13 protein-coding genes, 1 tRNA gene and 1 pseudogene are annotated in these 12,506 nt (G+C 74.8%); 4 read left to right on the plus strand and 11 right to left on the minus strand.

What is annotated here, in order from left to right; all coding sequences use genetic code 11:
• From RKE29_RS00790 to RKE29_RS00805, 4 genes and pseudogenes are all read right to left on the minus strand, one after another.
• Positions 1–410, minus strand: a pseudogene (locus tag RKE29_RS00790) (hypothetical protein); the annotation flags it as partial.
• Positions 407–1,063: an aminodeoxychorismate/anthranilate synthase component II gene (locus RKE29_RS00795; RefSeq protein ID WP_312002971.1), complete on the minus strand. Its 657-nt coding sequence runs from the start codon at positions 1,061–1,063 to the stop codon at positions 407–409. The pseudogene RKE29_RS00790 and the gene RKE29_RS00795, both read right to left, overlap by 4 nt.
• Positions 1,060–1,248, minus strand: coding sequence for a hypothetical protein (locus RKE29_RS00800; RefSeq protein WP_312002972.1), 189 nt, complete (start codon positions 1,246–1,248; stop codon positions 1,060–1,062). The genes RKE29_RS00795 and RKE29_RS00800 overlap by 4 nt, the downstream gene beginning before the upstream one ends.
• Positions 1,249–1,411: 163 nt before the next feature.
• A complete protein-coding gene (locus tag RKE29_RS00805) occupies positions 1,412–2,128 on the minus strand; it encodes a DUF881 domain-containing protein (protein ID WP_312003059.1) in 717 nt (238 codons plus the stop codon).
• A gap of 371 nt (positions 2,129–2,499) precedes the next feature.
• Here RKE29_RS00805 and crgA point away from each other — a divergent pair, with 371 nt between their 5' ends.
• Complete coding sequence (gene crgA / locus RKE29_RS00810; protein WP_312002973.1) at positions 2,500–2,754, plus strand: cell division protein CrgA; 255 nt, start codon at positions 2,500–2,502, stop codon at positions 2,752–2,754.
• A gap of 446 nt (positions 2,755–3,200) precedes the next feature.
• Here the strand turns inward: crgA and RKE29_RS00815 are convergent, their stop codons facing one another.
• Both RKE29_RS00815 and RKE29_RS00820 read right to left on the minus strand, forming a co-directional pair.
• A complete protein-coding gene (locus RKE29_RS00815; protein WP_312002974.1) occupies positions 3,201–4,112 on the minus strand; it encodes a rhomboid family intramembrane serine protease in 912 nt (303 codons plus the stop codon).
• Between the two features lie 398 nt (positions 4,113–4,510).
• Positions 4,511–5,044 (minus strand): peptidylprolyl isomerase, encoded by a 534-nt coding sequence (locus RKE29_RS00820; RefSeq protein ID WP_312002975.1) that lies wholly within the window; start codon positions 5,042–5,044, stop codon positions 4,511–4,513.
• 353 nt (positions 5,045–5,397) lie between these two features.
• Here RKE29_RS00820 and RKE29_RS00825 point away from each other — a divergent pair, with 353 nt between their 5' ends.
• Positions 5,398–6,159 (plus strand): DUF5324 family protein, encoded by a 762-nt coding sequence (locus RKE29_RS00825; RefSeq protein ID WP_312002976.1) that lies wholly within the window; start codon positions 5,398–5,400, stop codon positions 6,157–6,159.
• Between the two features lie 223 nt (positions 6,160–6,382).
• Here the strand turns inward: RKE29_RS00825 and RKE29_RS00830 are convergent, their stop codons facing one another.
• The 4 genes from RKE29_RS00830 to RKE29_RS00845 form a co-directional block, all read right to left on the minus strand.
• Positions 6,383–6,799: a hypothetical protein gene (locus RKE29_RS00830; RefSeq protein WP_312002977.1), complete on the minus strand. Its 417-nt coding sequence runs from the start codon at positions 6,797–6,799 to the stop codon at positions 6,383–6,385.
• 106 nt (positions 6,800–6,905) lie between these two features.
• Positions 6,906–7,538, minus strand: coding sequence for a GAP family protein (locus RKE29_RS00835; protein ID WP_312002978.1), 633 nt, complete (start codon positions 7,536–7,538; stop codon positions 6,906–6,908).
• Positions 7,539–7,571: 33 nt separating this feature from the next.
• A complete protein-coding gene (locus RKE29_RS00840; protein WP_312002979.1) occupies positions 7,572–7,973 on the minus strand; it encodes an SHOCT domain-containing protein in 402 nt (133 codons plus the stop codon).
• 285 nt (positions 7,974–8,258) lie between these two features.
• Positions 8,259–8,331 (minus strand) — tRNA-Ala (locus RKE29_RS00845).
• Between the two features lie 117 nt (positions 8,332–8,448).
• Between RKE29_RS00845 and RKE29_RS00850 the strand changes: the two genes are divergently transcribed.
• Positions 8,449–8,994, plus strand: a complete 546-nt coding sequence (locus RKE29_RS00850) for a DNA-binding protein (RefSeq protein WP_312002980.1) — start codon at positions 8,449–8,451, stop codon at positions 8,992–8,994.
• A gap of 284 nt (positions 8,995–9,278) precedes the next feature.
• Entirely contained in the window at positions 9,279–11,015 is a 1,737-nt protein-coding gene (locus tag RKE29_RS00855) for a serine/threonine-protein kinase (protein WP_312002981.1), read from the plus strand.
• 10 nt (positions 11,016–11,025) lie between these two features.
• Here the strand turns inward: RKE29_RS00855 and RKE29_RS00860 are convergent, their stop codons facing one another.
• Positions 11,026–12,372, minus strand: a complete 1,347-nt coding sequence (locus RKE29_RS00860) for a hypothetical protein (RefSeq protein ID WP_312002982.1) — start codon at positions 12,370–12,372, stop codon at positions 11,026–11,028.
• Positions 12,373–12,506 lie beyond the last annotated feature (134 nt).

Below are 12,506 nucleotides of genomic sequence, written 5' to 3' on the forward strand. Positions count from 1 at the left end.
GGGCGCCGGGCGGCGGTCGGGGGCAGCGGGTCGGTCAGGGGGTCGGCGAGCCCTTCCACGGCCGCGGCGAAGGCGGCCGCCTCCGCGCTCCGACGCGCGCGCGCCGCCCCGGCGGCACCGGACGGCGCCCCGGGCTGCCCGTAACGGGTCCCGTGGCCGGTCCCGTGGCCGCCGTACGCCCCGGAGGGCGGCTCCTCGCCGCCGACGGCCTGCCCGCCGCCTCCGGAGAGCCCGTGTGCGGCGCTCTGGGGGCCGTACGGCCGCCCGGGCGGGTCGTGGGGCCGCCCGGGGCCGTACGGGCCGTCCGGGCCCTGCTCCGAGGCGTACGGGCCGGACGGCTCGTAGGGATCGTACGCAGACCCCTGAGCGTCGTAGGCCGTGCCGTCCCGCTCGGGGCGGACCGCTGTCACGTGCCGCCGCCGGCTGTGGCCCCGCCGACGACGGGCGCCAGGCCCTCCGAGCGGGCCACCGCGCCCGGGTCGCCGCACTGGGCGAGCCAGTTGGCAAGCATCCGGTGGCCCCACTCGGTGAGCACCGACTCGGGGTGGAACTGCACGCCCTCCACCGGCAGGTCGCGGTGGCGCAGCCCCATCACGACGCGGCTTTCGGTCCAGGCCGTGACCTCCAGCTCGGCCGGGACGGTGGCCGGGTCCACGGCCAGCGAGTGGTAGCGGGTGGCGGTGAAGGGCGACGGCAGGCCCTGGAACACCCCGGCGCCCTCGTGCGTGACCCGCGAGGTCTTGCCGTGCAGCAGCTCCGGGGCGCGGCCGACCACGCCGCCGTACGCGACGGCCATGGACTGGAGGCCCAGGCACACTCCGAAGACCGGCACGCCGGTGCGGGCGCAGTGGCGCACCATGTCGACGCACACGCCCGCCTCCTCCGGAGTGCCGGGGCCGGGGGAGAGCAGGACGCCGTCGAAACCGTCCTGGGCGTGCTCGGGCACCACCTCGTCGTTGCGCCGCACCTCGCACTCGGCGCCGAGCTGGTAGAGGTACTGGACGAGGTTGAAGACGAAGCTGTCGTAGTTGTCGACGACGAGCACGCGGGCGGGGCGGGTCACCGGGCGCTCGTTCCGCCGGCGCCCATGCCGCTGTCGACGGTGACGTCGTTGAACGGCAGCAGCGGCTCCGCCCACGGGAAGACGTACTGGAAGAGCACGAACACGATCGCCAGCACCAGCACGAGTGAGATCAGTGCCTTCACCCACGCGTTGCCCGGCAGACGCCGCCAGATCCAGCCGTACATGCCGTCCCTACCCCACGATGACCGATGCTCACGAAACGTCCGCGAGACATTTGCAGCCCCCAGCCTAAGGGGCCGGGCGTGTGACCGGAGGGTCCACGGGCAAAGCTTGGGGCTCGCCTTACCAGCCCGTACCGGTGGCACGGCCCCGGCGGCTTCGGCGCGGCTACTCCCCCGCGTCCTCGGGGCGCGCGTGGTGCAGGTCGACGGTGCCGGTGTAGCCGGGCAGCGTCACCTCGTGGCGCCGCCGGACCGACCAGCCCAGGCCGTACGCGGCGACGTAGCTCTGATAGGTGTCGATGGCCGGGGACGCGGACAGCGCGCGGCGCAGCGCGCCCGGGTCGCCGACGGCGGTGATCGTGTACGGCGGGGAGTAGACGCGGCCCTGGAGGATCAGGGTGTTGCCCACGCAGCGCACCGCGCTGGTGGCGATCAGCCGCTGGTCCATGACCTGGATGCCGCGGGCGCCGCCCTGCCACAGCGCGTTCACCACGGCCTGGAGGTCCTGCTGGTGGATGACCAGGTCGTTGGGCTGCGGCTCGGGCACGCCGGGGATGCGCGCGGTGGCGTCCGGCGGGGCGTCGGTGAGGGTGACGGTCAGGCCGGGGCCGGTGAGCCGCCGGGTGCCCGCGGCGCGCTCCAGGCGGGCGAGCCGATCGCGCTCGGCGGGGGAGAGGCCGTTGTCCCGGCGGGCGAGGGAGTCGACGTCGCCGCGCAGCCGGGCGGTGTCGTCGTCGAGCTCGGCGTTGTGCTTGCTGCGCTGCTCGATGAGGTCGGACAGGCGCAGCATCGACTCGTCGCTGCGCAGGTTGGTGCCGCGGGCGGTGTGGAAGCTGGTCCAGAAGATGAGGCCCGCCAGGACGAAGACCGAGACGGTCAGCAGGCGGCCGGGGCGCGCGAGCGTACGGGCGCGGAGGCGGCGCGCGGGGGCGGCAGCGGCGGCCGGTCCGGGGTCCGGCTCCGGGTCCGCGGCCGGGTCCGGGCCGGGTGCCGGCTCCGGGTCCGGGCTCCGGCGGGCGTCCCGGGCGGGGCGCGGCGCCGGGTCGGGTTCGGAGCCGGGGCCAGGAGGACCGGCGGAAATGCTCAACGTACCCTTACTCCTTACGACGCCGCGGAAGGACTACGCTAACGGACGCCCGGAGGAGTGAGGCGGTCCGGCCGGGCGCCGCCGCCCGCCCCCTCCGACACCCCGCAGTCCGCACAGTCCCCGCACATCTCGCGCGGCCCCGCAGCGCATCGACAGGAGAGTTCCTCGTGCCGAAGTCACGCATCCGCAAGAAGGGCGACTTCACTCCGCCGCCGGCCAAGGCCACGACGATCAACCTCAGCTCCGGGCGGGGCTGGGTGGCGCCGCTGATGCTGGCGCTGTTCGTCGTCGGCCTGGCCTGGATCGTGGTCTTCTACGTGACCACCGGGGACATGCCGGTCGAGTCGCTGGGCAACTGGAACATCGTGGTCGGCTTCGGCTTCATCGCGGGCGGCTTCGTCGTCTCCACGCAGTGGAAGTGACCCCGCCGACGGCGCGTCGGCGGGTGTGACCGCGGCGCGCCGGCGGGGCGGGTCCGGGCGCGTCGGCGGACCGCAAATCTGTGCGCCGCAAATTTGTCCACAACGTTATCCACAGCCTGGGAAAACTCAGAAGATCTGTGGATAACCTCCGCCCCGTTGACGCCGGTACGACCGCCCGCCCACCCTGCCGCAACCGGCGGTAACAGGCCGTTTGCCAGCGGAAACGTAGATCTGTTCGAGTGTGGACAGACGTTCTCCACACTATGCACAACTTCTCCGGGCCGCTGTGGACAAGGCGGCCCGCCGACCCTTCTGACCAGCCCGGAAGCCGCCGCACAGGCCCGGCCGCCCACAGCCCTGGGGAAACCCGCGCGGCCGACCGGCCCGCGGGCCCGGCCGTGATCAGCCCGCCGGCCCGGCCCCCGTCGCCGTCGGTCCGGTCGCCGTCAGCCCGTCAGCTGGGCCGTCCGCGCGAGGACCGCCACGACGATCACCAGCAGGGCCAGCGCGCACGTCCCGCCCTGCACCAGCACCCGCCGCCCGCGCGGGGCGTGCACCATCCCGTACGCCACGGCCGTGCCCATCACCAGGCCGCCGACGTGCGCCTGCCAGGAGATGCCGGACCAGGTGAAGGTGAAGAGCAGGTTCAGCGCGAGCAGCGCGACGACCGGCCGCATGTCGTAGTTCAGCCGCCGCATGAGCACGGCGGTCGCGCCGAGCAGGCCGAAAATCGCCCCCGAGGCGCCGAGCGACGCCGTGTTCTCCCCAGCGACGAGGTACGACAGGGCGCTGCCGCCGAGCCCGGACAGCAGGTACAGCGCGAGGTAGCGGGCGCGGCCGAAGGCGGCCTCCAGCGGGCCGCCGAGCCACCACAGCGACAGCATGTTGAAGGCGATGTGCCACGGCTGCTCGTGCAGGAACGTCGCGGTCAGCAGCCGGTACCACTGCCCCTCGGCGACACCCTCGGTCGGCGTGAAGGGCGTCGGCGGCCACTGCGCGATCAGCGCGAGGTCGTCCACCAGGCGGTCGTTCATGAGCACCGCGACCCACACCGCCACGTTGATCCCGAGCAGGATCTTCGTGACCAGGCGCGGGTCCGCGTGCCGCAGGCCGCCCGCCACCGTGCGCGGCTGGGCCGTGCGCCGGTACGGGCCCGAGGGGCCGCCGGACGCGCGGCTCGCCGCCGCTCCGGCCGGGCCCCGCGCGGCCGCCGCGCCGCCGCCGACGCACTCCGGGCACTGGAAGCCGACCGAGGCGCTGATCATGCAGGCAGGGCAGATGGCCCGCTCGCAGCGGGTGCAGCTGATGCCGGTCTCCCGGTCGGGATGCCGGTAACAGCGGACCGCCTGGTCCTCCACCGTGGTCTCCTTGCCGCTGTCCCTGGCGCCTGCCGGGCGCCGCCGGACGAGAGGCGAGGCGAGTGCCTCGCTGCTTGTTCACACGGACGAGCGGGACACGAAGTTCCCGCGCGCCGGGCACGGCTCCGCGCCGTCCGGGCCCGCACCGCGCCCGTACGGCGCCGTACACGCCCGTACGCGCCGGACGCGGCCCCTGCGAGCGCGACGGAGTCCCAGAGGGCACGCACGCCACACCGCGCGCCGCCAGGCGCATCCATACGCCCCCGGGGCGCCGCCAAGGCGGGCCGGGGCGGGCCGGGGCCCGGACGGCGCGGCACCGGACGGTCGGGCCGGACCGCCGGGCCACCGGACAGCCGCCGCGCCGCCCGCCGAAGGGCCGAGGGGCCCCGACCTGGCGGTCAGCCCTCGCGCTTCTCCACGACGACCGACTCGATGACCACGTCGTTCACCGGCCGGTCGGTGCGCGGGTTGGTGGCGGTGCCCGCGATGGCGTCGACGACCCGCTGGCTCTTCTCGTCCACCACCTCGCCGAAGATGGTGTGCTTGCCGGTCAGCCAGGTGGTGGGCGCCACGGTGACGAAGAACTGCGAGCCGTTGGTGCCGGGGCCCGCGTTGGCCATGGCCAGCAGGTACGGCTTGGTGAACGCCAGGTCCGGGTGGAACTCGTCGGCGAACTCGTACCCCGGGCCGCCGGTGCCGTTGCCCAGCGGGTCGCCGCCCTGGATCATGAAGCCGCTGATGACCCGGTGGAAGACGGTCCCGTCGTACAGCCGCTGCTTGCCCCGCTGGCCGGTGGCCGGGTGCGTCCACTCGCGGGTGCCCTCCGCGAGCTCCACGAAGTTCTTGACCGTCTTGGGCGCATGGTTCGGCAGCAGCCGGACCTCGATGTCGCCGTTGTTGGTCTTCAAGGTGGCGTAGAGCTGCTCAGCCACGATCTACCTTCCATCGTCTGCACTGTCCCCCCGATCCTCGCACGGACCCCGGGACGCGGAGTACCCGGCAGGAAGGCCACCGGACATCCACCCGAATTGCCCCATATGCCCGATGATGCGTGCCACGCACCGCGCAACCGGGCATGATCTGCGAAGAAAGGCATGATCTTCAACCGGGCGGTAAGACGATACTGCATACCTTGGGGACAGCTCGGACAGCCCGGACAGCACGGAGGCTTCCGGACCGCGCCCGGCCGACCCCCGAGGCGCCGACAGACAGCACCGGACAGACAGCACCGGACAGCACCTGACGAGACCCTGACGAGGAGCCCGCCACCGATGAGGAGGATCCCGTGACCCGCATGGACAGCGTGCGAGCCGCGACCGGCAACGCCAGGACCGGCGTCCAGCACGCCGCGGAAGCGGTGGCGCCCTATGCCGGAACGGCCAAGGACACCGCTGTGCGCTACGCGCACGAGGCCCGCGAACGGCTCGCACCGAAGGTCACGCACGCGGCGCACCAGGCCAAGGCCGCCGCGGGCGACCAGTACCGCGTCCATCTCTCGCCGCGCATCGAACAGGCCCGTGGCGCCCTGCCGCCGAAGGTCGACGCGGCCGCGACCCGCGCCGCGACCCGCACCCGGCAGGCCGCCCGGCAGGCCGCCGACTACACCGCCGCCACCGCGCCGCGCGTGGGCCAGGCCGTGGCCGGCGCGCGCGCCGCCGCCGAGCCGGTCGCCGAGCAGGCCGTCGCCCGCGGCGGCGCGGCCCTCGCGGCGCTGCGCGGGCAGGTCACCGCCGCCGAGATCGAGAAGCTGGCCAGGAAGCGCCGCCGCCGCGCGCGCACCGGCCGCGTGGTGAAGCGGACCGCTTTCCTCGGCGTGGTGGGCGCGGGCGTCTACGCCGCGTGGAAGTGGTGGGACCGGCAGGCCAGCCCCGACTGGCTGGTCGAGCCGCCCGCCGCCACCGAGGCCGACGCCTCGGAGCAGTCCGCGCAGTCCGCGCGGTCGGCCGGGCCGGAGCAGGCGGACGAGGCCGCGACCCAGGACGACACGGCACACCTCGACCCGGAGGTGCGCAAGAAGGAGGCGGAGGCGGACGGCGGCGACACCTGACCGCCCGTCGCACGCCCGGCGCCCGCGCGGGGCCGGGCCGGCCCTGGTGGCCGGCCCGGCCCCGCGCGCGTACGGGCCTCACGCGCGTACGGGCCTCACGCGCGTACGGGCAGGGCCTCGCGCACGTACGGACGGACCCCGCGCGGGCACAGGCCCCGCGCGCGTACGGCCCACCCCGTACGCCCGCCCCCGTACGACCCCGCCCCCGGCCGGACCCGGAAGGTCAGTCGGCCTCTTCCGGTCTGACGACGCACAGGGCCCAGATGACGAACGCGTACAGGGCGATCAGCACGATCGACCACACCGGGTAGTACGGCAACGACAGGAAGTTCGCGACCATCAGCAGCGCCGCGGCGGCCACGCCGGCGACCCGCGCCCACAGCGACAGCCGGAACAGGCCCAGGCCCACCAGGACGGCGAGGATGCCCAGGGCGACGTGCACCCAGCCCCAGCCCGCCAGGTCGAACTCCACCGCGTAGTGCGGGGTGGTGACGTAGATGTCGTCCTTCAGGACGGCCATGACGCCCCGGAGGATGTCGAGAGCGCCCGCGACGATCAGCATGACCGCGGCGAAGGTGGCCAGGCCGAAGGCCAGGGCCTGGGAACCGCCGTAGTGCGGGTGTGTGGTCTGGGACATCATGTGTTCCTTTCCGAAGACGGTCCCCGGGGCCCTCGAAAGCTCGCCAGACCCTGAAGACGCTGGGCGATCAGAAGAATCATGAGAAGAATCAAAGGAGTCGGACGGCTCACAGCAGGATGAGCAGTACGAAGAAGGCGCAGGCGACGATGTTCACCAGCCAGCTGTGCGCGTTCAGCCAGTCCCGGGCGTGCGGCGCGGCGGTGGCGGCCCGGGCCCCCAGCAGCAGCCTGACGGCCAGCGGCAGCGCCGCCACCAGCACCGTCAGCCCGACGAACGGCAGCGCCTCGACGTAGCCCGCGCCGTACTGGGCGAGGTGGGTGCCGACCGTCAGCATGACCAGGATGTCCGAGGGCATCGCCAGGATGACCAGGACGCCCACCGTGAACGCCCGGCGCGCATCCGCCGACATGAGCGTCCGCAGCCACCCCGGCGGCTCCGCGGTCCGCCGGCCGAGCCAGCTGCGCACCGCGGCGAGGACCAGCAGGGCCACCAGCGCGTACTGCACGATCAGGCCCACCGAGCCCTGGTCCGACCCGTCGCCCAGATCGACCGCCCCGCCCAGCAGCGTGGCCAGCCCCAGCGCGGCGGCCACCCCGAGCGCGGTGGCGGCGGCCACGCCCGCCAGGAACGCGAGGGACAGCCGCACCGCCCGCTCGGCGGTGACCAGGATGACCGCGGACACGATCTGCGGTCCCACCATCATGGTGATGGCGAGGGGCAGGATCTTCAGGCCGTCCACAGGCGCTCACCCGGCGCGCAGCCGCCTCCCACGTCAGTGCAGGACCTTTTCCTTGGCCCGCTGGTACTCCTCCTCGGACAGGTCGCCGTGCGCCCTCAGCTCGGAGAGCTTGGTCAGCCGGTCCACGTCCAGCCCGTGGCCGCCCGCCGTCTCGCGGACGTAGTCGTCGAACGCCGCGCGCTGGCGCCGCGTTTCCTCCTCCTCGCGCCGCCCCATGTCGCGGCCCCGGGCGATCAGGTAGACCAGGGCCCCGACCAGCGGCAGGACCAGCACGAAGAGGATCCACGCCGCCTTCTGGCCACCGCCGGTCTCCCGGTCCCGGAGGATGTCGACGATGACGCGGAAGAGCACCATCAGCCACAGGACCCACAAGAAGACCCACATGACCGTCCAGAAGGCCCCGAGCACCGGATAGTCGTACGCAAGATGTTCCATCGCTCTGCCCCATTCCTCGGGCGCCGAACGGCCCGACCGGACGCGCGGCGCGTCGCGGGAGGACCGTCGGCGGTCACCCCACGGGTTACCGCCGCGCGGGCGATGACGCAGCCGGATCGGCGGCGGCGGGGCCGAGCCGGGCAGCAGGGCGGGAAGGCGGCGGAACCTGCTCCTCCGCCAGGCGCGGGGACGGCCGGGCGGAGGCGCGGGCCCTGTGGACCCGGCGGGGACAAAAATAGGGGGAAGGCTCCGCGCGGGAGCCCCTCCCCCCTGTCTCACCTGCGGTGGAGCGTAGGAGAGTCGAACTCCTGACATCCGCCATGCAAAGACGGCGCTCTACCAACTGAGCTAACGCCCCTCGGGCGATCAGAATACCCGGTACCGTGTGCCATCCCCGACCGGGTATCGCCCGTACGTACCACTCTCCGTAGGATGCCACGCAAGATTCGCGGCAGCGAAGCGAGGGGAGAGCGGGATGGACGCAGCACAGCAGGACGCCACTGCCCGGGCACGGGAACTGCAACGTAGCTGGTACGGAGAGCCGCTGGGGGCGCTCTTCCGCCGTCTCATCGACGATCTCGGCCTGAATCAGGCCCGTCTCGCCGCCGTGCTCGGTCTGTCCGCGCCCATGCTGTCACAGCTGATGAGCGGCCAGCGCGCCAAGATCGGCAACCCCGCGGTCGTACAGCGGGTCCAGGCGCTCCAGGAGCTGTCCAGCCAGGCGGCGGACGGCCGGGTCAGCGCCGCGGAGGCCGCCGAGCGCATGGAGGAGATCAAGAAGAGCGCGGGCGGGTCGGTGCTCAACACCACGCAGACGACGGCGAGCACCGGGGCTCCGACCGTGCGCCGGGTCGTGCGCGAGATCCAGTCCCTGCTGCGGTCGGTGGCCGCGGCCGGGGACATCATCGACGCGGCCGAGGTGCTGTCCGCCAGCCATCCCGAACTGGCCGAATTCCTGCGGGTGTACGGCGCGGGGCGCACCGCCGACGCGGTCGCGCACTACGAGGCGCACCAGGGTTAGCGGCGAGGGTTGGCCGGGGGCGGAAGCGCGCAGGAATCCGACCGAAGCAGGACCGCGGCCTTCACCGGGCCGAACGGGCCGCGGCGGCCGGAGCGGGCCAGAGCTTAAGGAACGCAGGGACTTGATGGGCTGGCACGTCGACCACGTCGATCACTTCGACCATACCCACGGCACCCCGCGCGCGGCGGGTACGGCACGTACGGGACGTACGGCGCACCCGCCGCACCGGGCCGGCGCGGCGGGCACGGCGCTCACCGGGGTGCCGAGCGGGCGGGCGCGGCGCGATGGGTGAGATCTTCTCCGGCCGGTACGAGCTGGTCGACCCGATCGGGCAGGGCGGCGTCGGCCAGGTGTGGCGGGTGTGGGACCACCGCCGGCGGCGGTACGTCGCGGCGAAGGTGCTCCAGCAGCGGGACGCGCACACGCTGCTGCGGTTCGTGCGCGAGCAGGCGCTGCGGATCGACCACCCGCACGTCCTGGCCCCGGCGACCTGGGCCGCGGACGACGACAAGGTGCTGTTCACCATGGAGCTGGTGGCGGGCGGCTCGCTCGCGCACCTCATCGCCGACTACGGCCCGCTGCCGCCGCGCTACGTGTGCACGCTCATCGACCAGCTCCTCAACGGGCTCGCGGCGGTGCACGGCGAGGGCGTGGTGCACCGCGACATCAAGCCCGCGAACATCCTGCTGGAGGCGACCGGTACGGCCCGGCCGCACCTGCGCCTGTCGGACTTCGGGGTCGCGCTGCGCAAGGGCGAGCCGCGGCTGACCGAGGCCAACTACGTGATGGGGACGCCCGGTTACTTCGCGCCCGAGCAGATGCTCGGCGAGGAGCCGGACTTCCCGGCCGACCTGTTCGCGGTCGGCCTGGTGGCGCTGTACCTGCTGGTCGGGCGCAAGCCGAACGCCGAGGCGATCATCCGGCGGTTCATCGACCAGGGCGTGCCGAACGCGCCGGAGGGCGTGCCCGAACCGCTGTGGCAGGTGATAGCCGGGCTGCTCCAGCCGGATCCGCGGGTGCGGTTCCGTACGGCGACCGGCGCGCGGAAGGCGTTCGCCGAGGCCGCCGAGCTGCTGCCGGAGCCGGCCCTGGACGACGAGGCCATCGAGGTCTTCGACCAGCTCGGGCCGCTGCCGGACGGGTTCGGGCCGCAGGGGCCGGTGCTGCCGGACGGCTCGCGGCCGGCCACGGGCGCGGCGGCGAACAGCGGCGGGACGAACAGCGGCGGGACGAACGGCAGCCGCACGGACGGCGGCGCGGCGCACGGCGGCCGGACGAACGGCACGGGCCCGGGCCAGGCCGGGGAGCCGTCAGCCGAGGGCTCCCCGACCCCGCCGTCACCGCCCGGCACTCCGCACCCCGGCGGCCCCGCGGTCCCGGGCCCGCCGCCAGGGCCCGCCGGGCCCGTACCCGGCCCGCCCGGCGCCGGACCCGTACCCGGCGCGCCGGAAGCGGGCGCGCCCCTGCCCGGGCCCGGCCCGCAGCCGTACCCTTCCCAGCCGCAGCCGACGGACCAGCACGAGCACCAGTCCCCGCACCAGTACCGGCACCCCTCGCCGCACCCCGGGACGCCGCTGCCTCCTCCGCCGCCCGCGCCGCCCCTCCCGTCGATGACCGAGACGGGCAGCTTCCAGCTCGCGCCGCCCCAGCCGCAGCCGCAGCCGTCCCGGGACGCGCCGTGGCCGCCCGGGCCGCCGAACCCCGGACAGCCCGTCCCCGGACAGCCCGACCCCGGACAGCCGGGGCACACGCCGACCCCGTCCACCAGCGCCGCACCGGGCGGCCCGGCGCTGCCGGACCACGGGCAGCCGCTGCCGCCCGCGCCGGCCACCCCGCCGACGCCGACGCCCGCCTCGCCCACCGGCTACCCGCGCACCCGCCGCTACACCGCGCCCCAGCCGCAGGGCGCGCACGCCGCTCCGCGCCGGCCGGGACCGCCCGCCAGGGTGGTGGTCCCGGTGCTGGTCCTGGCGGTGCTGTGCTACGCGGTCGGGGTGTGGGCGCTGCTGGCGGGCGGCTGACGCCGCCGGGCTACCAGGCCGACGGCGGCGGCGATCCGGTCCGCCGCCGCCGGCCGCCCGCCAGGGCCGGCGCGCGCCGGCGTGCGGCCAGGGTCCAGAGGCCGAGCCCGAGCAGCAGGAACGTCCCCGTGCCGAACCCGGCGTACGCGACGGCCCGCAGTCCGTCGTCGCCACCGCCGTCGCCCTCGCCCGCCGCGGCCGGAGGGCTCGCGTGCCCGCCGGTACGGCCGGGGCTTTTCGCCCCGCCCGTCGGGGACTGCTTCTCCCCCTCGGCGACGGTCACCCGGAGGGTGAGGGGAACGTCGGCGCCCCGCAGGGACCGGGCGGCGGCGTACGGCAGCGTGACCGCCAGGTAGTACGAGCCGTCGGAGATCATGTTGCCGACGCCCGCGCCGTCCTGCTCCGGCACGGTGTGGGTCTCGTACGCGGCGGCGGTCCGCTCGTACGCGGCGAACTTGGCGCCGACCAGGCCGCGCGCGGGGTTGTAGACCGACAACCCCAGCGGGTGGTCGAGGCCGTCGACCGACTGGCCGGAGGAGAGGGCGAGTTCGGCGGTGGCGGACAGGCGCCGGCCGCGGGCGAGCGGCACCGCGTAGAAGCGGGTCTCGCCGGGCCGGATCCGGTCCTCGCAGGTCCCCGAACCGGCCAGCGCCTGACGCGCCTCGGCGAAGTTCAGGGCGCCCCGGCAGGACGCTCCGGCGCCCTTCGACGGCGAGCCGCCCGGCGTGGGAGACACGGCCGCCGCGCCATCGGCCCAGCGCAGTTCCACGGGCCAGCGGTCCGGGGCGGACTCGTCCTCGCGAAGGCGCTCCACGGCGACGACGTAGGTCCCCGCCGCGCCGCAGGTCGGCATCCCGGCGCGGCGCGGGACGGCGGCGGCGAGCGGATAGGCGGCGTCCGCCTTGTACCTGGTGGTCACAGAGCCGCACCGCCCGCCGGCCGGGCCCTCCATGGTCAGCTCGATCCCGTCCCCGGCGGCGACCACCTCGGCGTCCGGCGGAGGCAGCAGGACCGCCGAGAAGTACGCGGTGGACGCGTCGCCGTCGAGCGTGAAGCGGTAGTAGCGGGTCTCTCCCGGTCCGATCCGGTCGAGGTGGTCGGTGCCGGAGTCGAGCACGGGGCCGCCCGACGCGCTGCCGCCGCCGCTCACGCGCGTGTCACCCGCCGTACGGTACGCCGCGGCACCGGTCGTGGTGGAGTCCGCGGACGGGTCGGCCGAGGAGGCCGAGGGCGAGGACGACGCCACCGGCGCCCCGGGCTCGGCGGGGGCCGCGAGGGCCACCGGTCCGGTCGCGGCCAGAGCGCACAGCGCGGCCCCGGCGGCGAGGGCGGCCCTGACCCTGCTGCGGTCGTTCATCACGCGTCCCCTCATCGTACCGGCGCCCGGTCCGCCGGTCCTCGCCCCTGCGGGCCGACGTGCACGCTGCACGCTGCAAGCTAGGGACAACCACCGGCGAACTCAAGGGCGCCCCGGCCACGGCCGTCCCACCG

Source organism: Streptomyces sp. B1866 (assembly GCF_031932565.1).
In the GTDB taxonomy this organism is placed as follows: domain Bacteria; phylum Actinomycetota; class Actinomycetes; order Streptomycetales; family Streptomycetaceae; genus Streptomyces.